25 protein-coding genes are annotated in these 21,738 nt (G+C 44.6%); 17 read left to right on the forward strand and 8 right to left on the reverse strand.

All coding sequences use genetic code 11. The features are described from left to right. Positions 1-2: 2 nt before the first annotated feature. The gene (locus FQV30_RS06075) at positions 3-281 is read left to right on the forward strand and encodes a UPF0223 family protein (RefSeq protein WP_146499207.1); all 279 of its coding nucleotides are present in this window, start codon (positions 3-5) and stop codon (positions 279-281) included. A 223-nt stretch (positions 282-504) separates the two neighbouring features. Here FQV30_RS06075 and FQV30_RS06080 read toward each other — a convergent pair whose 3' ends face one another. Next, a complete protein-coding gene (locus FQV30_RS06080) occupies positions 505-1,125 on the reverse strand; it encodes a YktB family protein (RefSeq protein ID WP_146499208.1) in 621 nt (206 codons plus the stop codon). A gap of 165 nt (positions 1,126-1,290) precedes the next feature. Here FQV30_RS06080 and FQV30_RS06085 point away from each other — a divergent pair, with 165 nt between their 5' ends. Both FQV30_RS06085 and FQV30_RS06090 read left to right on the forward strand, forming a co-directional pair. After that, a complete protein-coding gene (locus FQV30_RS06085; protein ID WP_146499209.1) occupies positions 1,291-1,485 on the forward strand; it encodes a hypothetical protein in 195 nt (64 codons plus the stop codon). A gap of 87 nt (positions 1,486-1,572) precedes the next feature. Beyond that, positions 1,573-2,364: an inositol monophosphatase family protein gene (locus FQV30_RS06090; RefSeq protein ID WP_146499210.1), complete on the forward strand. Its 792-nt coding sequence runs from the start codon at positions 1,573-1,575 to the stop codon at positions 2,362-2,364. A gap of 37 nt (positions 2,365-2,401) precedes the next feature. On the opposite strand, the gene FQV30_RS06095 is transcribed toward FQV30_RS06090, so the two are convergent. Next, the gene (locus FQV30_RS06095) at positions 2,402-2,587 is read right to left on the reverse strand and encodes a YlaF family protein (RefSeq protein WP_146499211.1); all 186 of its coding nucleotides are present in this window, start codon (positions 2,585-2,587) and stop codon (positions 2,402-2,404) included. A gap of 109 nt (positions 2,588-2,696) precedes the next feature. Between FQV30_RS06095 and typA the strand changes: the two genes are divergently transcribed. Next, entirely contained in the window at positions 2,697-4,544 is a 1,848-nt protein-coding gene (gene typA / locus FQV30_RS06100; RefSeq protein ID WP_146499212.1) for a translational GTPase TypA, read from the forward strand. Between the two features lie 24 nt (positions 4,545-4,568). Beyond that, a complete protein-coding gene (locus tag FQV30_RS06105) occupies positions 4,569-4,898 on the forward strand; it encodes a YlaH-like family protein (protein WP_146499213.1) in 330 nt (109 codons plus the stop codon). On the opposite strand, the gene FQV30_RS06110 is transcribed toward FQV30_RS06105, so the two are convergent. From FQV30_RS06110 to FQV30_RS06120, 3 genes are read right to left on the reverse strand one after another with little or no spacing between them, the layout of a single operon-like run. Beyond that, complete coding sequence (locus FQV30_RS06110) at positions 4,892-5,341, reverse strand: hypothetical protein (RefSeq protein WP_146499214.1); 450 nt, start codon at positions 5,339-5,341, stop codon at positions 4,892-4,894. The two genes, FQV30_RS06105 and FQV30_RS06110, sit on opposite strands and share 7 nt — an antisense overlap. After that, the gene (locus FQV30_RS06115) at positions 5,341-5,544 is read right to left on the reverse strand and encodes a YlaI family protein (RefSeq protein WP_146499215.1); all 204 of its coding nucleotides are present in this window, start codon (positions 5,542-5,544) and stop codon (positions 5,341-5,343) included. The genes FQV30_RS06110 and FQV30_RS06115 overlap by 1 nt, the downstream gene beginning before the upstream one ends. Positions 5,545-5,556: 12 nt before the next feature. Beyond that, positions 5,557-6,063, reverse strand: a complete 507-nt coding sequence (locus tag FQV30_RS06120; protein ID WP_146499216.1) for a peptidyl-prolyl cis-trans isomerase — start codon at positions 6,061-6,063, stop codon at positions 5,557-5,559. Positions 6,064-6,229: 166 nt separating this feature from the next. On the opposite strand from FQV30_RS06120, the gene FQV30_RS06125 reads away from it, so the two are divergent. From FQV30_RS06125 to pyc, 3 genes are all read left to right on the forward strand, one after another. After that, positions 6,230-6,511, forward strand: a complete 282-nt coding sequence (locus FQV30_RS06125) for an Fpa/YlaN family protein (RefSeq protein WP_146495747.1) — start codon at positions 6,230-6,232, stop codon at positions 6,509-6,511. A gap of 68 nt (positions 6,512-6,579) precedes the next feature. Beyond that, the gene (locus FQV30_RS06130) at positions 6,580-7,746 is read left to right on the forward strand and encodes an FtsW/RodA/SpoVE family cell cycle protein (RefSeq protein WP_146499217.1); all 1,167 of its coding nucleotides are present in this window, start codon (positions 6,580-6,582) and stop codon (positions 7,744-7,746) included. Between the two features lie 15 nt (positions 7,747-7,761). Then, positions 7,762-11,202 carry a pyruvate carboxylase gene (gene pyc, locus FQV30_RS06135; RefSeq protein ID WP_146499218.1) on the forward strand — a complete coding sequence of 1,147 codons (3,441 nt, stop codon included), beginning with the start codon at positions 7,762-7,764 and terminating at the stop codon, positions 11,200-11,202. A 30-nt stretch (positions 11,203-11,232) separates the two neighbouring features. Here pyc and FQV30_RS06140 read toward each other — a convergent pair whose 3' ends face one another. After that, on the reverse strand, positions 11,233-12,150 hold the full coding sequence (locus FQV30_RS06140; protein WP_146499219.1) for a COX15/CtaA family protein: 918 nt from the start codon (positions 12,148-12,150) through the stop codon (positions 11,233-11,235). A 348-nt stretch (positions 12,151-12,498) separates the two neighbouring features. On the opposite strand from FQV30_RS06140, the gene cyoE reads away from it, so the two are divergent. The 7 genes from cyoE to FQV30_RS06175 all read left to right on the forward strand — a co-directional run bounded on the left by cyoE (position 12,499) and on the right by FQV30_RS06175 (position 19,124). Next, positions 12,499-13,416 carry a heme o synthase gene (gene cyoE, locus FQV30_RS06145; RefSeq protein WP_146499220.1) on the forward strand — a complete coding sequence of 306 codons (918 nt, stop codon included), beginning with the start codon at positions 12,499-12,501 and terminating at the stop codon, positions 13,414-13,416. A gap of 53 nt (positions 13,417-13,469) precedes the next feature. After that, a complete protein-coding gene (coxB, locus tag FQV30_RS06150) occupies positions 13,470-14,564 on the forward strand; it encodes a cytochrome c oxidase subunit II (protein WP_146499221.1) in 1,095 nt (364 codons plus the stop codon). Positions 14,565-14,596: 32 nt separating this feature from the next. Continuing rightward, complete coding sequence (ctaD, locus tag FQV30_RS06155) at positions 14,597-16,480, forward strand: cytochrome c oxidase subunit I (RefSeq protein ID WP_146499222.1); 1,884 nt, start codon at positions 14,597-14,599, stop codon at positions 16,478-16,480. Then, positions 16,467-17,093 (forward strand): cytochrome (ubi)quinol oxidase subunit III, encoded by a 627-nt coding sequence (locus FQV30_RS06160; RefSeq protein WP_146499223.1) that lies wholly within the window; start codon positions 16,467-16,469, stop codon positions 17,091-17,093. The genes ctaD and FQV30_RS06160 overlap by 14 nt, the downstream gene beginning before the upstream one ends. Before the next feature lies 1 nt (position 17,094). Further along, on the forward strand, positions 17,095-17,427 hold the full coding sequence (ctaF, locus tag FQV30_RS06165) for a cytochrome c oxidase subunit IVB (RefSeq protein WP_146499224.1): 333 nt from the start codon (positions 17,095-17,097) through the stop codon (positions 17,425-17,427). A 287-nt stretch (positions 17,428-17,714) separates the two neighbouring features. Then, complete coding sequence (gene ctaG / locus FQV30_RS06170; protein ID WP_146499225.1) at positions 17,715-18,638, forward strand: cytochrome c oxidase assembly factor CtaG; 924 nt, start codon at positions 17,715-17,717, stop codon at positions 18,636-18,638. A gap of 24 nt (positions 18,639-18,662) precedes the next feature. After that, entirely contained in the window at positions 18,663-19,124 is a 462-nt protein-coding gene (locus FQV30_RS06175) for a DUF420 domain-containing protein (RefSeq protein ID WP_146499226.1), read from the forward strand. A 76-nt stretch (positions 19,125-19,200) separates the two neighbouring features. Here FQV30_RS06175 and FQV30_RS06180 read toward each other — a convergent pair whose 3' ends face one another. Then, positions 19,201-19,566: a YugN family protein gene (locus FQV30_RS06180; protein WP_146499227.1), complete on the reverse strand. Its 366-nt coding sequence runs from the start codon at positions 19,564-19,566 to the stop codon at positions 19,201-19,203. 142 nt (positions 19,567-19,708) lie between these two features. Between FQV30_RS06180 and FQV30_RS06185 the strand changes: the two genes are divergently transcribed. Next, the gene (locus FQV30_RS06185) at positions 19,709-20,773 is read left to right on the forward strand and encodes a CAP domain-containing protein (protein WP_146499228.1); all 1,065 of its coding nucleotides are present in this window, start codon (positions 19,709-19,711) and stop codon (positions 20,771-20,773) included. On the opposite strand, the gene FQV30_RS06190 is transcribed toward FQV30_RS06185, so the two are convergent. Beyond that, complete coding sequence (locus FQV30_RS06190) at positions 20,688-21,062, reverse strand: PaaI family thioesterase (RefSeq protein ID WP_255473330.1); 375 nt, start codon at positions 21,060-21,062, stop codon at positions 20,688-20,690. The two genes, FQV30_RS06185 and FQV30_RS06190, sit on opposite strands and share 86 nt — an antisense overlap. A 217-nt stretch (positions 21,063-21,279) precedes the next feature. Here FQV30_RS06190 and FQV30_RS06195 point away from each other — a divergent pair, with 217 nt between their 5' ends. Continuing rightward, positions 21,280-21,726 (forward strand): YlbF/YmcA family competence regulator, encoded by a 447-nt coding sequence (locus FQV30_RS06195; protein WP_146499229.1) that lies wholly within the window; start codon positions 21,280-21,282, stop codon positions 21,724-21,726. The last annotated feature ends 12 nt before the right edge of the window (positions 21,727-21,738 follow it).

A 21,738-nucleotide genomic window follows, 5' to 3' on the forward strand; every position in this document is an offset into this window, starting at 1 on the left:
AGATGGAATATTCTTATCCATTCTCAATAGACTGGTCAACGGATGAAATTATAGACGTTGTATCTTTTTTTGAAGGAATCGAAATGGCATACGAAAAAGGAATCAACCGGCAAGACATGTTTGCGCGCTACAAAAAATTCAAGGAAGTGGTTCCTTCGATGTCGGAAGAAAAAACATACTTCCGTGAATTTGAAGAGGAAAGCGGATATGCAAGTTTTCCTGTCATCAAAGACATGAAATCAAAAGGCGATGGCGACTTGATAAGGCTCCAAAAAAAATAAAAAACCCCGCAGCGGAAAGCTGCGGGTTTTTTGGATGATAATCTATAGAATCCAAGGTTTGGGAATTTTCTTGCATGATCCAACCTGGCTGGTGGATTGCTCACCGCTTTTTTGGCCGATAGGATTTCACTCCTGCGGTTGAAGACTATCGGATATAATGAGTCATATTTAGCGCAAAAAAAGGAACGGTGAACCAATTTTCAGATAAGTCGTACATTTCCCTTTACTTTTGTGTCAAAATAGTATATAAAGGAAGCAATTCTTCGAATGTTTGGTCGACAAGCTTTTCAAAGTCTTTTTCTGGCATTGAAACAGCTTGCTCTCGTGGAAGGTGCCGGCCGATGACAAACTCCCCTTTTTTTACATCTCGGAGCCGGATGACCAGTTTTTCAATTTCTTCTTGGCTCAATTGATCCAAAGAAGTCGCCTCCGGTTTCATATGGTCCCCGGCGATGACAAAATCATCCGGCAATGAATGGATGATTTCGGTCTTCAAAAGTTGTTCAGCCATTTTGCTTTTGCCCGGTGCTTCGTAAATGACGGCTAAAATGATGAACACATGGCTTTCCCATAAGCCGATCTGGAAATGGGGAACCGCTTTATAGCCTCTTTTATATGGAGCAAATGCCACCCAGCTGTCTTTTGGCGGATGTACTGTTCTGCGTAAGTGTTTTGCGACGTGAGGAAAAAATTCATCGCCGGTTTTCCCGGAGAAGAATGATGAATACTCTCGTCCAAGCTCTTCAAATTTAGGGCGCACGCGTTCGATCAGTGCTGCCATTCGTCCCTCTAACCCTGGTGTTTCAAAAACTTCAAAGTCGTGCTCATTCCAAAAAGTTGTCACGGTTATTTTTCCTCCTTAATTTCACAATACATGTTTCATCTTACCCGACTTTGGGAAGAAAGAATATAAATATACTTTTCTCCCATAAGCCGCTGGACAACCGTTTCTCTTGCTCTAATAATATTTCAGAATTATTGAAAAATAGGACGGAAAGGGGTGCTCGTTATGAAACAGATGATTCAGATTATCCGAAAGGCGGACGTCGAAAAAGAATATATATCCGTACTGAAACTAGAACTAGATTATGAATTAGCTTCTTTATTCGACGCGTTGAAAGTAAACGAAAGCCGGCAGATAGAAAAAAGCAAAAAACGGCTTCATGAGATTCATGCGGAACTGGAGGCACTTCATGCGTTCTAATTTATTCATCACATAAAGGCACCTACTGGTTCAAGACAGTAAGTGCCTTTCTCGTTATAATGGAGAAAACAGAAAGGAGGCGAAAGGATGGAATTGCATGCAATGGACCTGTACATAAAATCCTTGATCAAAGAGGCAGGCCACTTGATCCGCAATTCGTTTGTAACTGAATTGGTTGTCGAAGCAAAATCGAATGTCAATGATTTGGTGACGAATATGGACAAGGAAATTGAAAAGTTTTTTATCTCCCGAATCCGTCGTGATTTTCCGGGACACCGGGTATTTGGGGAAGAAGGTTTTGGGGACGTTATTGAAGATTTGGCAGGCACAATCTGGATGTTGGATCCGATAGATGGAACGATGAATTTTGTCCATCAAAAAAGCAATTTTGCCATATCGCTGGGAGTTTATGAAGATGGAGTCGGAAAGCTTGGATACATATATGATGTGGTCAATGACAACTTTTATCATGCAGTCCATGGAGAAGGCGCCTATTGCAATGATGAAAGGCTGATGCCTTTAGAAGAAACTTCTTTGGACAAGTCAATCGTGGGCATCAATGCGACTTGGGTTACGCCAAACAAATATATTAGGCATGAGGACAGCATCCGCTTGATCCAGGATGTGAGAGGGACCCGCTCCTATGGCTCTGCCGCTTTGGAATTGGCTTTTGTCGCATCAGGCCGGTTGGATGCCTATGTATCCATGAGGCTATCTCCTTGGGATATTGCGGGAGGCATGGTTATTGCGCGGGAAGTGGGGGCGGTCGCCACCAACTTCAAAGGCGAACCTGCCAACTTGCTGGGGCAGGATTCGTTTATCGCCGCCAACCCTTCGGTGCATTCGCAAATCTTAAACGGCTACATCAATTTAAAATAAGAAAAAGGCGCAGAACTGTCTGCGCCTTTTTCTTGTTTTATAATAATCCGGCATCCATCATTTCTTTCTTTTTCTTAAAGCCTAGTCCCATAACCGCGCACAAGGCCAAAACAGCAAACAAAATTCCTGGAATGCTCCGAAGCCCTACTGCTGCGCCGATTCCGACCATTGACAATATGGCTGCGAGCGAATATAACATGAAGATCCATTTTATATTTTTCAATCGATTTGCCTCCCGCCGCTTTGCTTGAAATAAAATCTTAGGGTTTTGCCCCTATATGTGCTATACTAACACAGTTATAGACATGAAAAAAGAATATTGGAGTGAAAGTATGACGAACTTACGTAATGACTTAAGAAACATTGCTATTATTGCCCACGTTGACCATGGTAAAACAACTCTAGTGGATCAGCTTCTTCAGCAGTCAGGGATTTTCCGTTCAAACGAACATGTAGAAGAGCGCGCAATGGACTCGAATGACATCGAAAGAGAACGCGGAATTACAATTCTTGCGAAAAACACTGCGATTCAATATAAAGACGCTAAAATCAATATTTTGGATACTCCAGGACACGCCGATTTCGGTGGAGAAGTAGAGCGGATCATGAAAATGGTTGATGGTGTTTTACTTGTTGTCGATGCTTATGAAGGCTGTATGCCGCAAACCCGTTTCGTTCTGAAAAAGGCTTTAGAGCAAAACTTGAAGCCGATTGTTGTTGTTAACAAGATTGACCGCGATTTCGCACGCCCTGAAGAAGTGGTTGACGAAGTCATCGAATTGTTTATCGAACTTGAAGCGAATGACGAGCAATTGGAATTCCCGGTTATTTTTGCCTCAGGCATGAACGGAACTGCCAGCCTTTCATCTGACCCTGCTGACCAAGAAGAAAACATGCAGGTTATTTACGATGCAATCATGGATCATGTGCCAGCGCCAGTCGATAACAGAGATGAGCCACTTCAATTCCAAGTAGCGCTTCTTGATTACAGTGACTACGTTGGACGTATCGGGATTGGCCGTGTGTTCCGCGGAACTATCGAAGTGGGGCAGTCTGTTGCTTTGATGAAACTGGACGGTTCTGTCAAGAATTTCCGGGTTACAAAAATGCATGGATTTATGGGCCTTAAACGCGTAGAAATCGAAAAAGCCGAAGCTGGTGATTTGATTGCTATTTCGGGGATGGAAGATATCAACGTCGGGGAAACGGTTTGTCCTGCAGACCATCCAGAAGCTTTGCCGGTTCTTCGCATTGACGAGCCGACACTGCAAATGACATTCCTTGTCAACAACAGCCCGTTTGCTGGTAAAGAAGGAAAATGGATCACTTCTAGAAAAATCCAGGAGCGTTTGGATGCCCAGTTGCAAACTGACGTATCATTGCGTGTAGACCCGACAGATTCACCGGATGCATGGATTGTATCTGGACGCGGAGAATTGCATTTGTCGATCTTGATCGAGAACATGCGCCGTGAAGGATTTGAACTTCAGGTATCAAAACCGGAAGTTATCGTCAAAATGGTTGACGGTGTCCGTTGTGAACCTGTAGAACGTGTACAAGTTGATGTTCCTGAAGAATATACAGGAGCTATCATTGAATCACTTGGAGAACGAAAAGGTGAAATGCTTGATATGGTCAATAACGGAAGCGGCCAAGTCCGTTTGGTATTCAATGTGCCGGCACGTGGCTTGATCGGTTATACTACTGAATTCCTGACGCAAACTCGTGGATACGGAATCATCAACCATACGTTCGACAGCTACCAGCCGGTTGCTTCAGGACGCGTCGGTGGACGCCGTCAGGGTGTATTGGTTTCCATGGAACGCGGTAAAGTTTCCACTTACGGCCTGATGGGCATCGAAGACCGTGGAACGGCATTCGTAGAAGTCGGCGCTGAAATTTATGAAGGCATGATCGTCGGCGAACACAACCGCGACAGCGATTTGACAGTTAACATCGTCAAAATCAAAGCTGCGACTAACATCCGTTCAGCTAACAAAGACCAGACAACTACATTGAAAAAAGCCCGTTTAATGAGCCTTGAAGAAGCGCTTGAGTATTTGGCTGATGACGAGTATTGCGAAATCACTCCACAGACCATCCGTCTGCGCAAGAAGATTCTTGATAAAAACGAGCGCGAGCGCATGGCGAAGAAGAAGAAAGTTGCTATTGAAGAATAAATGAATGGGAAGGATGTATAACCCATGGGCGATCAAGCTTTTGTCTATGAAAGGATGTATCCGTTAGCCCGGTTTTTATATGAGACAATGCCAAACTACGAAGTTGCAGGCTACGCCCTTTTTGCTGTGATCTTCCTGTTGTCTGCGTTTGTCTATAAATTAGGTTTTGCCAAAAAATTATCAATCGGTAAAAATGCTGTTATCGCTCTGTTTCTTCTAGTCGGTGGACTAGGGCTGACATTCTTGGCCCTTTTCTTGCCGGTTGTCGAAGGGCTGGTCATTGCAGCGCTGATTTTGATTTTGTATAAAATTCGATTATGGCGCGAAAAACGCGAAAACGCTGCTTCTCATTGAGAAGCAGCGTTTTTTCGTTCAAAGGCCTTATAAAGAATGGGCAAAGCCAATGCATAGGCCAAATGGGCAAAAATCCAGTATAAGATTGCTTCCGCATCAAGCGCTCCGGGAATTTCCGGATTTTTTGCAAGAACCGCCAATGGGAAATAAAGCACATATGTCGGCGCGCACAGAATCAAACTGAGAAGCGCCAGTTGCCCGAAAGGATATGGCTGCCGTTTGGCAAGGTAAACATAGATGATGCCTATGATCAGCGATACGGCAACATGGAAAGAAAACTCTACAGGCTCCGACCAATCAACTGAGCCGATGATCGGCATAAAATCGACATTTAAAAGCAAGGAGTAAACTTCGACCCCCGTAATCGATTGAATCCATTTTAGTAAAAAGCCGAGCATGAGTCCGCTCCAGAGACCGATCCATATGCCTTTAAGCAGCTTCATCAAAAGTCATCCTCTATTCTGCGGGAGCTGCGGTAGAACCGGAAAGAGCCGGTAGCAATGCGTTCTTTCGTCCGTTCCGCAATCCGTTCATAGCATTCATCACACATATGTGTATGGATGGGCCGGTTCCGCAAGCGCTTTGCTTGGAGAGTGTCGTCATTCAGCTCTTCAATTTTGTCACAGATTACACATTGTACACGCATCATTGATCTCCCCTATTCGACCCGGATCGCTGTAACATCCGTTATCGGATTTTGCTGATTCGAACCATCCGGCAGCAGCACATGGACAGGTCCGTCTTCTTTCAACGGCTTGCCATCCTGGCTGAATTTGAAAATCAGTTTCTTTGCTTCTTCGATGGAAAAGGATTGTTCGCCGTTTGCAGTTTCAATCACAACGGTGCTTGCCTGTTCACTCGGTTCTGCATTTTCAAGAAACGGTTTGAAGGCCATGCCGAATGTGCCGGCCATCATTTCATTTTTTTCTTTTCTATTATATGTCTTCTCGGAGTTTAAAGTCGGAGGGACAGTCGCGCCTTCCATGATTTCTCTCGACCAGTGCTCACCCATGCCGCGCTTGTATTCTTCAAGCTCATCGCGCTCTACTCTTGTTTCAACGAAATACGTATTCAGATCGAGTTTACGGTCGTCAAAAATCCAGACTGTCGGATCGATTGTAATTTTATACTTTACCTCACCTTTAAACGGTATAATAAATTCCATTTCAAACCCTCCATTAAATTATCTATCTTTAATCAGTATACCGTTTCCTTGAAAATTCCCAAAGGGATTAATTCTCGAGAGGATAGAGGCTTGCAATTTTACTGTCTAGCATATACACTTTAAACAAGTCACAGACCTGAAATATCATATAAATGGGGGAGTCCTCATGGAACATACAGAAGAACAAACTTACCAACTAAAAGCTTTAGAACTCCTCAGAGCAGATGCAGAGAAAATTGAACAATTGATCAAAGTCCAAATGGACAATTTGACATTGCCTTCCTGCCCATTGTACGAAGAAGTTCTTGATACACAAATGTTCGGCTTGTCGCGTGAAATTGATTTTGCCGTTAAACTGGGCCTGATCGAACGCGAAACCGGCAAGAATTTGATAGATACGCTTGAAAAGAAACTCTCTATTTTGTTGGAAGCGTATACCAATAAATGATTTGAAACTCAAACGAACTTTGTTTGAGTTTTTTTACTAATCCCATAAAACAAACGAGGTAATAGGCAATGAAACAATACATCAAAAGATATGCAAAACATTTGGATTACCCGCTTTTATTTACATACATAGCGTTGTCGATATTCGGTCTGGTGATGATTTACAGTGCAAGTATGGCATGGGCGGTGAATGTGTACGGTTGGGAAGCAAATCACTTCTATAAACAGCAACTGGTCAACTTGTCTTTGGCTTTTCCTGTTTTTGCGATTGCAGCCCTTTTTCCGTACAAGCATTTCAGCAGAAAAGGCATGATGAAACTGGTTTTGGCTGTCATTTTTATCGGTTTGATCTTGGTTCACTTGATCGGCTACGCAGGCGGCGGTGCGCAAAGCTGGATCAATCTGGGGTTTGCGAGCATACAGCCTTCAGAAGTGGCGAAAGTGGGGATTATCCTTTATCTGGCGGGGGTCTTTTCCAACAAAAACAAAAAAGGCATGATCAACAATTTCAATGAATCGATTGCGCCGCCGGTCATTGTTTTGACGTTTGTCCTGTTTTTTGTATTCCTGGAACCGGATTTGGGTTCAATGCTGATCATCGGGGCAGTCGGTTTGTGCGTGATGCTGGCGAGCGGCATCCGGTTCAAGCTTTATCTCAAATTAGCCTCGATTGTAGTTGCTGGAGCTGCGCTGTTTATCTTGCCGATGGTGATTTTTGCGCAAGACCAGATCTTCACGGAAAAACGGCTTGGCCGATTGGATGCTTTTTTCAATCCATTTGAAGATGAATTGAATTTTGGGATGCAAATCGTCAATGGATATCTGGCTATCGGCTCCGGGGGCTTAAGCGGGCTTGGACTTGGGCAGTCTGTCCAGAAGCTGGGCTATTTGCCAGAACCGCATACGGATTTTATCATGTCTGTTATCGCTGAGGAATTGGGCGTCTTCGGAGTGGCTTTTGTCTTAGTCGGCTTAGCTTTCATCGTCCTTCGGGGGCTGACAATTGCCATGACGACAAAAGATCCGTTGGCCAGAATGCTGGCGGCTGGTGTAGCAAGCATGATAGGGATCCAGACATTTGTCAATTTGGGCGGTTTGACGGGCCTTATCCCTTTGACAGGCGTAACACTGCCATTTATAAGCTATGGCGGAACATCTATAATTTTGTTATCTTTAGCTATGGGAGTATTGATGAATGTTTCCATGTTCCACAAAGTTGAAAAATTGAAAAAGTAAAGGATGTGCTGCGGAGTGAAGACAATCAACAAAATCTTAGTAGCAAATCGCGGGGAAATCGCTATCCGGGTTTTCCGCGCTTGTACAGAACTGAATCTTCGGACAGTTGCAATTTATTCACAAGAGGACAGCGGATCTTATCATCGTTTCAAAGCGGATGAATCTTATTTGGTCGGCAAAGGGAAAAAACCGATCGACGCGTATTTGGATATAGAAGACATCATCCGGATTGCCAAAGATTCGGATGTTGACGCAATCCATCCTGGATACGGCTTTTTATCGGAAAATGTTCATTTTGCCCGCCGATGCGAAGAAGAGGGAATCGTCTTTATCGGTCCGACTTCCCGCCATCTGGATATGTTCGGCGATAAAGTAAAAGCGCGTACACAAGCGATAGCAGCTGGAATACCCGTTATTCCAGGCACAGACGGACCTGTGGAATCCCTTGAAGAAGTGGTGGATTTCAGCCGAAAAGCCGGATTCCCATTAATGATCAAAGCTTCTCTTGGCGGTGGTGGGCGCGGCATGCGCATCGTCAGAACGCCAGAAGAACTGGCACAGTCGTACGAACGTGCAAAATCTGAAGCCAAAGCAGCATTCGGCTCTGATGAAATGTATGTTGAAAAGTTCGTTGAAAAACCGAAACATATCGAAGTGCAGATTCTAGGGGACAAAGATGGCAATGTCGTCCACCTTTATGAACGGGATTGTTCCATTCAGCGCCGCCATCAAAAAGTAGTGGAAATCGCGCCATCCAATTCAATCAGCAACAAGCTGCGGAACGAGATTTGTGATGCGGCAGTAAAATTAATGAAAAATATCGATTACATAAATGCAGGGACCGTAGAATTCTTGGTTGCTAACGAAGAATTTTATTTTATTGAAGTGAATCCCCGGATCCAAGTTGAGCACACGATTACGGAGATGGTAACCGGAATTGATATTGTCCATGCACAGATCAACATCGCCAGAGGCCATACATTGCACAGCGAGGAAATCAATATTCCGTTTCAAGCGGATATTCCATTGTTCGGTTTTGCGATTCAATCTCGCGTTACTACTGAAGATCCATTGAACGATTTTATGCCTGATGCGGGCAGGTTGATGGTTTACCGTTCAGGCGGCGGATTCGGCGTCCGTTTGGATGCCGGCAACGGTTTCCAGGGAGCCGTTATTACGCCATACTATGACTCTTTGCTTGTAAAGTGCTCGACTTGGGGAGTTACGTTCAAAGAAGCGGCCGCAAAAATGGACCGCAATCTCCAGGAGTTCCGGATCCGGGGCATTAAAACCAATATTCCTTTCCTTGCGAATGTTGTAAGGCACTCCAACTTCTTGAAAGGCGAATTTGATACAAGCTTTATCGACACAACACCAGAGCTGTTCATTTTTCCGGTGCGGCAAGACCGCGGAACCAAGCTGCTGAGTTATATCGGCAACGTCACAGTCAATGGTTTTCCGGGCATCGAAAAGAAAAAGAAGCCTATTTACTCCCATCCGAGAAAACCTGAAGTGGATTTGGCTTCGCCTCCACCGAGCGGCACCAAGCAAATCTTGGATGCGCATGGAGCGGAAGGGCTAGCCCAATGGATTCATGACCAGAAAGATGTGCTTTTGACGGATACCACTTTCCGTGATGCCCATCAATCACTTTTGGCAACTCGTTTGCGTTCGTACGATATGTTCGAAATCGCGAAGGAAACGGCGCGCCTGCAAAGCGACCTATTCTCGCTTGAAATGTGGGGAGGCGCAACTTTCGATGTGTCATACCGCTTCTTGAAAGAAGATCCATGGCAGCGGTTGATCAAACTTCGCCAGGAAATTCCGAACGTGTTGTTCCAAATGCTTTTCCGCGGCGCCAATGCAGTGGGCTACAAAAACTACCCTGACAACGTGATTCGTGAATTCGTCCGTAAATCAGCCGAAGCAGGGATCGATGTTTTCCGGATATTCGACAGTTTGAACTGGATCAAAGGCATGGAAGTGGCAATTGATGAAGTGCGCCAATCCGGGAAAGTGGCAGAAGCAGCTATTTGCTATGCAGGAGATATCCTGGATCCGAGCCGCGACAAGTATACTGTGGAGTATTACAAAAAAATGGCGAAAGAATTGGAAGCGTCAGGCGCCCATATTCTCGCGATCAAAGACATGGCGGGCTTACTGAAGCCTGAAGCGGCTTATCGGTTGATATCCGAACTGAAAGACACGACTTCCTTGCCAATCCATCTTCATACGCATGACACAAGCGGCAATGGCATTTATCTGTATTCAAAAGCGATTGAAGCGGGAGTCGATATTGTAGATACGGCCCTTGGCTCAATGTCCGGTTTGACTTCTCAGCCAAGCGCCAACTCATTGTACTATGCAATGAGCGGAAGCGGGCGTGAAGTAAGGACCGATATTCAGCCGCTTGAGCAGATTTCGCATTACTGGGAAGATGTCCGCAAGTATTATTCCGACTTCGAAAGCGGCATGAACAGTCCTCATTCTGAAATTTATGTCCATGAAATGCCGGGCGGCCAATACAGCAACCTGCAGCAGCAAGCAAAAGGCGTCGGGCTAGGGATGCGCTGGGATGAAGTGAAGGCGATGTATTCACGGGTCAACTTGCTGTTCGGTGATGTGGTCAAAGTGACCCCTTCGTCAAAAATTGTTGGGGATATGGCGTTGTTCATGGTACAGAACGACTTGGATGAATATACAGTTTTAACAAAAGGAAGATCCATGGATTTCCCGGAATCCGTAATCGAGTTTTTTGAAGGCTATATCGGACAGCCGTATGGCGGATTCCCGAAAGAATTGCAGGAAGTTGTGCTGAAAGGGCGCCAGCCGATTACGGTCCGTCCGGGCGAATTGCTGGAGCCGGCCGATTTCGAAGCGATCGAGAGAACGTTGTATGGCATGCTCGAACGTCCGGTTACGCGCCATGAGGTTTTGGCATATGCCCTTTATCCGAAAGTATTTGAGGAGTACACGGCAACATTCAAGCAGTTTGGCAATGTGTCGGTTCTGGATACATTGACTTTCCTTTACGGCATGAGGCTCGGGGAAGAAATTGAAGTGGAAATCGAAAAAGGGAAGACCTTGATGATCAAACTGGTTTCCATCGGCGAGCCGCAAAAAAATGGCAAACGGACAATCTATTTTGAACTGAATGGCCAGTCGCGGGAAGTGGACATTCAAGACATAACGGTTGAAACAGACGTAACAGCGAAACAGAAAGCGAATCCGACCGATGAATCCCATATTGCAGCGACCATGCCGGGAACAGTTTTGAAGGTGGTTGCTGAAAAAGGAATGAAAGTGGACCGCGGGGACCATTTGCTCGTTACAGAGGCCATGAAGATGGAGACGACTGTACAGGCGCCGTTTGACGGCACTGTAAAAGAAATATACGTCAACCCAGGCGAAGGCATCTCTACCGGAGATTTGTTGATCGAAATGGAAAGACATTAAAAAAAGCAGATGCCCAGAGGCATCTGCTTTTTATTTTGTTTTAGCCGTTCTGCTTCGAGAAACGAGCAGCACCATGTAGCACAGCAATCCGAATAGCATAGAAATCAGCAGTGAGTGGAGAAGCGCGACCGCTAGATTCAATCTGGTCAGGACAACCAGCATGCCGGTTGTCGCTTGAAGCAATACAATAATGAACGCAGTCAGCCAGCCCATGTATATGACTTTCTGGTCCTTATACTCTTTGAAAGCATGCCAGGCAATATAGCCGAGCCAGAGGACGATCAATCCGGCTGCCGCCCGGTGGCCCATCTGCACCCACTCGTACATATTGTTTGGAAGGGCAAATTGGTCATTGCGGCATAGCGGCCAGTCCGAGCAAATCAAGCTGGATTCTGTATGCCGCACAAGCGCGCCAGTGTAAACGACGATATAGGAATACAAAGTAACTCCGATCGTATGGAATTTCAATTTGCCGCCGATTTTCACACGCTCCGCGTCAAACTTCTGATCCACTTCAAACACCAACAGGGTCAACAATAAAACCGAGGCAAAAGAAATCAGTGAAATGCCGAAATGAAGCGCGAGTATAAAGTCGCCTTGTCCCCATTTGACTTGGGCAGCACCGATCAACGCCTGAAGAACTAAAAAGAAAATCGCCATGACGGCTAAAAATTTTGTTTCACGTATATGGCCATATTTTCGCCAAGCCCATACCGCCAGCACGACAATTAAAATGCCGACAGTCCCTGTAACGAGTCGATGAGAAAACTCGATCAAGACTTCGGCTGTGATTTCATCCGGTATCAGCTGCCCGTTGCAGCCAGGCCAATGTCGGCCGCAGCCCATTCCGCTGTCTGTCTTTGTTACCAGAGCCCCTCCAAGAAGGATTAAGAGCATCCCGATGGTCGCTGCTACTGCAAACCATTTAATATATTTACTTTGCTGCAAGTATGCCACCTACTTTTTCTAAATGAAACTCTTGAAACGTCCGTAACCTGCATACTCGATAATAGCGAAAGTTCCTTTAAAACACAACGGAAAATCCCGAATACCGGAAACTTTCAAGATTTAGACATAATAAGGAGCTGCTTCACAAACTGTTCAAAAACAATTATTTTTCTATATTAAAAAAATGCGGACACTAAGGTATGATAGGAAGAGCGTATTTCAGAGTTCGTTCACTTGAATATCATTGCTTTTATCAGGAAATTTCAGTTAGCGGTAGAAATAAAACTGGAATTTAGATATAGTTATGGTTAGCGGAATATGCTTACAACTTTGAAAGGAGGGGATAATATGTCAAACGGCCGGTCATTGTCTGCGGAAGTTCATCAGACGCCGGAAACAACAACGTTCCTGAATGATTTTCTCGCACTTATTAAAATTGGAATCGTCAATTCAAATTTAATAACCGTGTTTACAGGAATGTGGTTGGCGTTTCAGTTTTCCGACAGGCATTTCCTGCAAGAGCTGGACATCCTCGCCTACACCTTGGTCGGTTCAGCATTAATCATAGCAGGTTCTGCTGCGATGAATAACTACATTGACACAGATATCGATCCGTTGATGGCGAGCAAAAAGTCGCGTCCGACAGTGACGGGAAGATTTAAGCCATCTGCTGTATTGGCACTCGCTTTATCTTTCATTGTTTTAGGCGAATTATTTCTGTTCTCAGCATCAGTATCAGCCGGCTTCTATGGAATAGCAGGAATCTTTGCATATGTAGTCCTGTATACCATGTGGTCGAAAAGAAGACATGTCGGCAATACGATTGTAGGGAGCATCTCGGGAGCAATCCCGCCGCTTATTGGCTGGGCTGCAGTTGAGCCGACACTCGGCATGGGCGCATGGGCATTGTTTTTAATTATGTTCGTATGGCAGCCGCCTCATTTCTATGCATTAGCGATGAAACGAACAGAAGAGTATCGTGCCGCAGGCATCCCGATGCTTCCAGTGGTGAAAGGCTTCCACCGGACTAAGAAATCGATGCTTGCATGGGTTTTGCTGCTGTTCCCTCTGCCATTCCTGTTAATGAACCTGGGAATGGGCTTTATCATTCTTGCTTCATTATTGAATCTTGGCTGGCTAGTGCTTGCTGTACGCGGATTCAAAGCGCAGGATGATTTGAAATGGGCGAAGACAATGTTCATCTATTCATTGAATTATATGACCATCCTTTTTGTTTCAATGATCATCTTCGCAGTCTTCGTTTAATTTCTACCGTTGTTAGTACAAATTTTTTACTTGAGAGAGGGGTATGAAAAGCTATGATAAATGGGCTTAAAAAGTGGCGTCTTTTTACATTGATGGCCGCCTTGATCTTCTTTCTTGCGGGGTGTGGGCGAGAAGAGATCTCCACATTGATACCGGCCGGCGGAGTAGCTCAAGACCAGTTCAACTTGCTGATCTTGTCTTCTGTGGTCATGCTATTTGTTATTATTGTCGTTACTATTGTCTACGTATTGGCAATAACAAAGTTTCGCCGCTCAAAGCTTGGGGATGAATTTATTCCTGAACAAGTGGAAGGAAGCGCAAAACTTGAATTTCTATGGACAGCAATCCCGATTGTCCTGATCATCATCATTGCAATCCCGACTGTTTATCAAACTTTCGATTTAGCGGATACTCGCACAATGGATGTTGAAGCGGAAGACGGTTCTATGACCAACTTGACGGTCAACGTTATTGCAAAACTTTACTGGTGGGAATTTGAATATCCTGAGCAAGGAATTGTCACTGCACAAGAATTGGTTGTTCCGACCGATCAGCGAGTTTACTTTAACGTAGTTTCTGCTGACGTGAAACACTCCTTCTGGATTCCTTCTATCGGCGGGAAAATTGATGCCAACCCCGAAAACACCAATACGTTCTATTTAACATTTGACCAGGAATCTTCTGAATTGGAAGATGGCGTGTTCTACGGAAAATGTGCTGAGCTTTGCGGCCCATCACACGCGTTGATGGATTTCAAAGTTAAAACCATGAACTCTGGCGACTTCGACCAGTGGGTAACAGCTATGCAGGAAGAACAGCCTGCACCGAGTGAAGAACTTGCTCAAACGGGCGAAGAATTGTTCGGCCAAGATGGATTAGGCTGTATTGCTTGCCACGCTACATCTGGTGTAGGCGAAGGCAATATTATGGCTGGTCCAAACTTAGCTACTTTCGGTGACCGCAACCGCGTTGCCGGCATCTTGGAACACAACGAAGAAAACCTGAAAGCTTGGATCAGAGATCCACAACAATACAAGCCGGGCAACCAGATGCCGGATGTTAAATCATTGAATGGCGGGCAGGATGTATCCGAGCAGGACCTTGACGCACTTGCTGCATATTTAATGAGCTTATCTGTTGAACAGTAAAGAATCGAAGCTAAAAAAAGGAGGTATACATTGTGAGTTCTAACGCTCAAAAAAGTGGCTTCGGTGCTACCATATGGGATTACATGACTTCTGTAGACCATAAAAAAATCGCTATCCTTTACCTCATGTCAGGTGGTCTGTTCTTCCTGATCGGGGGAATCGAAGCGATGATGATCCGAATCCAGTTGATGAAAGCCGGAAATGATTTCCTTAGTGCCGGAACATATAACGAAGTTTTGACCATGCACGGAACAACAATGATTTTCTTGGCGGCGATGCCGTTATTATTAGGATTTATGAACGCCATTATGCCTTTGCAGATTGGCGCGCGCGACGTAGCTTTCCCGTTTTTGAACTCTCTTGGTTTCTGGCTCTTCTTCTTCGGAGGAGTATTCTTAAACCTTTCTTGGTTCTTGGGCGGAGCTCCAGATGCAGGGTGGACAAACTATGCTTCACTTGCGCTTGCTTCTGAAAGCCACGGTATTGATTTTTACTCGCTTGGATTGACTATTTCTGGTTTCGGTACGTTGATTTCCGGGATTAACTTCCTTGTTACCATCATCAACATGCGCGCACCAGGGATGACTTACATGAGAATGCCTCTATTCACATGGACAACATTTGTTGCTTCGGCATTGATCCTATTGGCTTTCCCGCCACTTACAATCGCTATCTTCTTTATGGTGTTTGACCGTCTTTTCGGTTCCCACTTCTTCGATGTAGCGGCTGGCGGAAACACGATTATCTGGGAGCATTTATTCTGGATTTTCGGTCACCCTGAAGTTTACATCTTGATCTTGCCGGCTTTCGGTATTTTCTCTGAGATTTTCGCGATTTTCTCTCGTAAGCGCCTGTTCGGTTATACGGCACTTGTGTTTGCGACAATCCTGATCGGTTTCTACGGATTCATGGTTTGGGCTCACCACATGTTTACAGTCGGTCTTGGGCCTACTGCTAACGCGATTTTCGCATTAGCTACTATGATTATCGCTGTACCGACCGGGGTAAAGATCTTCAACTGGTTATTGACCATCTGGGGAGGAAGTGTTTCCTTCGCTACTCCGATGCTTTATGCTGTCGGATTTATCCCTTCGTTCGTAGCAGGCGGGGTAACAGGGGTTATGCAAGCAATGGCTCCTCTTGATTATCAATTGCACGATTCTTACTTTATCGTAGCGCATTTCCACTACGTAATCGTTGGTGGGGTAGTACTCGCAATTTTCGCGGCCACTCATCTTTACTGGCCGAAAATGTTCGGAACTATGCTTAGCGAAAAACTAGGTAAAGTGACTTTCTGGTTGTTCTTCATCGGATTCCACTTGACTTTCTTCATCCAGCATTTCCTTGGGCTTATGGGTATGCCTCGCCGCGTGTATACGTTCGGAGCTGACCAAGGCTGGGATTTGTTCAACGCCATCAGTTCGGCTGGGGCAATATTCATGGCATTAGGTGTCATCATTTTGCTTGTGAACGTCATTATGACCACAGTTAAAAATGAGCGCGTAGGAAATGACCCATGGGGAGACGGACGTACTCTTGAATGGGCAATCCCGTCGCCGCCGCCATTCTATAACTTTGCACAAACTCCTCTAGTGCGTGGACTTGATACGTACTGGATCGAGAAGATGGAAGGCAACAAGGAAGGCATGATTTACGCAGAACCGCTTGGCGATATCCACATGCCAAACAACTCGTTTATTCCAGTGGTTATGTCATTTGGTTTGTTCGTCGCTTCTTTCGGGGCGCTTTACCATCCGGATGATCTGCCTTGGACAGTTCCTGTAATTGTTCTAGGTTTGTTAATAACTTTCGGCTCGATGTTGCTTCGCTCATTGAAAGATGATCTAGGATTCCATGTTCATAAAGAAGATTTGATCAAGGATCGAGAAGGGGTGAAAACCGATGGACATCAATAAAAAATATACCCCTCATTCGTGGCCGGATCATCCTGAAACTGCTACAATGGAAGGGAAAAATAAGTTTGTCGGTTTCTGGCTGCTTCTAGCTGCTGAATCGGTAACATTCGCTTCTTTGTTTGCAACTTATCTTGCATTGAAAGACAAAGGGCCAAGCGGCATGGAATTTACAGCCGCTGGACTTTTCGAACTTCCTCTTGTGTTCGCGATGACGATGATTCTTTTAACTTCATCGCTGACAAGTGTGTATGCTATGTACCATATGAAAAACCATAACTTCAAATCAATGCAAGCATGGCTCGCTGTTACAGTTTTGCTTGGAGCCACTTTCCTTGGATTAGAGATTTACGAGTTTAACCATTACGTACACTTAGGCTTCGGCTACACAAACAGTGCTTTCAGTTCAGCATTCTATACGCTTGTCGGAACACACGGGGCGCACGTATTGTTTGGTCTAGGCTGGTTTATCGCTTTAATGGTCCGAAATGCGAAACGCGGATTGAACACTTACAATGCTCCAAAGTTTTTCCTGGTTTCGTTATACTGGCATTTTATTGACGTAGTATGGGTATTTATCTTTACTGTAGTCTATTTGATGGGAGTGATCGGATAATATGGCACACGACGTTCACGAACACGTAAGAACAAAAGAAGAGTATGAATATGTCCGGCGCCAAAGAGCTCAAGAAATGCGCCACATGCTGACATCGTTTGCAATGATGATCTTTTTGACTTTGATCGCATTCACAGCGGTAGCAGCCGGCTTTTCTACATACTTGATCGTGCCGATCATTTTGTTGTTGGCAGCTATTCAAGTAGTGCTTCAGCTTTATCACTTCATGCACTTAAGCAATAAAGGTTCTGGCACAATCGCATTCTTTATGTTTAGCGGAATGTTTGTTGCTTTTATTGTAATTCTTACTTTTGTAACCATCATTTGGTGGTAAGCAAAAACCCTTCATCTTTCGAGGTGAAGGGTTTTTATTTTCTTTTGCGGAATAAGAGTTAAACAACGATTCCGCTTGTCTGTCAGCAAAATCGGCTCCTATGCCTTTCTTATGGAACCAGCAGTTTCCGGCCCTTGGGCCGTAAGCCGCTCCGGGAAACAGTCTTCCGTTTGGCGGTGTTGGTTGGCTGTTTCCGCTTTTCTAAGCAATTGTCATAGTTCGTTCATTGATATAGCAAGGTTGCGACTATATAATGAGGATACCTAAGAAAAAGGAGGCACGTTAGCATGCCAATCAGCATCTTCGGGTTCCAGGCATTGTGGAGTCCGGTATATTTGGGAGTTCTCGTTCTAATTACGATGTTATATTTTTTAGTATTAGTAAAATGGAGAAGCAAGTTCGAAAAAAGTGAACCCTTAAAAGTGAAGGAGGCTGGCTTGTTTGTGTCGGGCATGGTTTTGTTGTATGCGGTCAAAGGTGCTCCGACTGATTTGCTTGGCCATATTCTTTTCAGTTTCCATATGGCTCAAATGGCAATTCTGCTATTGCTTATCCCGCCGCTCTTTATAATGGGAATTCCTGCATGGGCATGGAGAGCGTTTATTGAATTGCCGGTGATCAAGCCGATTTTCAATTTTTTCAGCAAACCAATGATGGCGATTATTCTATTTTCCATGGTATTTTCCTTTTACCATATTCCCTTGATTTTTGATTTTGTGAAACAGGGAGCGCTCATCCATGGAATCGTTAACGTCATTTTGTTCACTTCCGCGATGTTTTACTGGTGGCCAATTGTTAATACCTTGGAAGGGACACATAAGTTCCATGGATTGAAAAAGCTGGGCTATCTTTTTGGTTTAAGTGTCACTTTAACACCTGCATGTGCGTTGATCATTTTTGGCGGCAATCCTTTTTATGCTACTTATACTGACGGCGAAGCATGGCTGCAGGCTATGGCATTATGTGTGCCGACAGGGACGCTATCGCAATTGGGATTATCCGGTCCAGAAATGTTTTCAAGCATGACGCCACTTGAAGATCAGCGGACTGGCGGGATTGTTATGAAAGTATTGCAGGAACTTGTATTCACTGTATTTCTATGGCTTGTTTTCTATGAATGGCTGCGCAACGAGAACGATAATGCAGATGAAATTACTGCAAAGGCTTTGCGTGACCGTGAAGCGATGGCTTATCACAGACATAACGCTTAATGAATTTAAAGGGGATTTAATGAGATGAATTTGCCGCTATTACCAACAATCAGTACGTTTTTTATCGTTTTAAGCGCTATATTTGTAGCAATTGGATGGAACTTGATCCGCCGCCGCAAAATAGAGGCACATAAGAAGGCCATGCTGGCAGCCGGGGTTTCCGCATTGATCTTTTTCATTATTTATGCGTCCCGGACGGTATTTGTCGGAAATACCGCATTCGGAGGGCCTGACAATATCAAAATTTTCTATACGGTATTTTTGATTTTCCATATCATCCTTGCGACTGTAGGGGGGATTTTGGGAGGCTATAATATCTGGCTTGGACTGAAAAATCAGATGGCCAGACACCGCAAACTGGGGCCGCCTGCCAGCGTCATATGGTTTTTCACCGCAATTACCGGTGTAATGGTTTACTTGCTTCTTTATGTAATTTATGAAGGCGGCCATACAACATCCGTTTTCAAAGCGATATTAGGCAATTGAAAAAGAGAACCTCTATGGTTCTCTTTTGGTTTATAGAAATAAAAAAACTGCAGTTCATAATTGAACTGCAGTTTTTTTATGCCTTTACTTCAAAAGCTTGCACTTCTGATTTGATTGTTTTCAAAATTTCAGCGCAAGTTTTAACTAAGTGTTCCGGGAAATGTTCATCTTCTCCATACTCTACGCCATGCGGGTAGTAGTATTTGCCAAGAACAGGCTTCATGACATGAAGGATGGCATCGTTTGAATCGATATCGCCTTCTACGGCATATGCAAATACGCGCAAAAAGTAAGTGCCTTCGCGAATAATGAATTTACGGTCGTATGTAACCCGTTCGTAATCCCATTGACCTTCCTTAGTCAAACCGTGCTTGCTCATGATGTGATCGAGTAATGTAAAGTCTACACGAATGTTTTCGAGTCCTGTATTTTCAAAATACATCGGATCTCCTCCTCTATATCATAACTGGCTAAATGCTCCTTTAATAATAGAGCAATTTTACGGTTGTTGCAATGGCAAGATTGTGTCAGAATGCATACGGCTGTTATAATTATATAATGACACCAATTAAGGAGCTGATCGATTGAAAGACTTGCTGCGCATAATGATTTTTCTATCGATTATTCTTTTGGTCTTTTTCTATTTTGACTCACCGATCAGTGAAAACGAAACTCTGGAGGCCCCAGAAACTGTAGATCCTTTGCCCGCTCAGGATCTTATAGAGAAATCCCTTGATGTGGAGCGCCCAGCTGAAGGGATTTCTACTTATATAGGAAAACCGGCAAAAATTTGGATTGCCGATTACGGACAACCGGACCGGATAGAACCTTCGGCCTTTGGCTACGAATGGTGGGTTTACAATAGTTCTTATTCCCGATACGTTATGGCGGGTGTGAAAAAAGGCGAAATTATCCAAGTTTATACTGCCGGCACAGCAACAGACGCTTCGCCTTTCCAAATCGGCCAGTCACTGGATCAGATATACCGATTTACTATTATAGAAAATGAAGTGACGGTAAAGTACGGATCCAGTATTTACACCTTCAGTTTACGGGCAGAAGACATAAACAAACAATTGCTCGTTAGTTTTGATGGGGTTTATGCCCAGTTATATTTGGATGAAGAGACTAAAACTCTGCAGGCCGTCAGATTTACGGATGCGGAGACTTTAATAAGGCATCGTCCATACGATTTGATGTATTCTGGGGACCTATTGCCTGAGGTAAACCCTTCATCGAGTTTGCAAAAGTCTATTGACGAGGCGAATGCCAAGCAAGTTATCGATTTGACAAATGTATACCGGCTCCATAAACAAAGGAAGCCATTGGTGGAAAACCGGGCTGCTACTATGATTGCAAAGACGCATAGCCAAGCGATTGCAAAACAGCAGTTTTCCTCTGAAGAGATTGAACTGCCCAATTTGGAAAAGCGGCTGACCGATGCCCAGGTTGTTTATAAGGAAGCAGGGGAAAACACTGCAACCCAGTATTTTGACGCGGCAGAGACCGTTCATGGCTGGAGCAATTCTTCTGATCACAGAGACACACTATTGTCTGATCGCTTCAATCAAACCGGCGTCGGTGTTTTCGGTAAATTTTATACCCAGATCTTCCTCCATCAAGAGCCGACAGACGCAAAAAGCCAGTAACTTGCATCTTAACTTGGTTTAGGTATGATAAAAAAGAACCGGCTGCAGTCGCCACAGGTCTACCGTCCTGTTGTACAATGTTGCCTTCTATTGCCATCGTATGCCTGCCTTGGCGTATGATTCGGGCTTCTGCAAGGATTGTTGGTTCATCCGCCACAGCCATATAGTGGATGTTCAAGTTAGTGGGGACCGCACCAAAACCGACAGGGCATAGGCTGTTCGCTAAGGTGCCCAGAGCGCTATTCGGAATGGTGAGAGTGCTGGCATCTCCTGAAGTTACACGCTCCATGCCAAGGCCGGCACTTTAATAAGTAGTAAATTCGCCTTGTTGTTTCTTTCCGAAGTTAGCGATAAAATCAGATAAAACAGTTAAATCTTATTCAGAGCCATTGCTAAGGATATGCTGAAATTTTTCAGCTAGTAGTTTCATAGGGTGAATCCTTTCTATATGGTATTAAAATGAATAATTTTCTGCTAAGATGGATATCGTAGAGGAGGAAAACGATATGTTTATGACCTATGAATGGTCCCTAATTACTGACTCTGCTGATGAGCTGAGTGAAATGATCATCCAATCGGAGCAAGCTAAGCAGTACCAAGAAGCTTATAGCACCGTTTACAATAATAAGGACCTCGCAAATCAAATCCATGATTTTGCAAGGCTGAAAGAGCGGTACGAAGAAGTCCAGCGGTTCGGGAAATACCATCCGGACTATCAAAAAGTGATGAAGCAAATCCGCATCGATAAACGGAAACTGGATTTGAATGAACACATAGCAGCGCTGCGCCTTGCTGAAAATGAATTGCAGGATTTGATCGACCAAGTGAGCTTCATCATTGGCCGATCCGTTTCTGAAGCTGTCAAGATTCCGTCCAGCAATCCGTTTTTTGCATCAGATTCTTCTTGCGGAGGCAGCTGCGGGACAGGTGGCGGCTGCTCTTGCTCGGCATAAGAAAAGTGCAGG

The organism is Planomicrobium sp. CPCC 101110 (genome assembly GCF_007859395.1).
In the GTDB taxonomy this organism is placed as follows: Bacteria; Bacillota; Bacilli; order Bacillales_A; family Planococcaceae; genus Planococcus.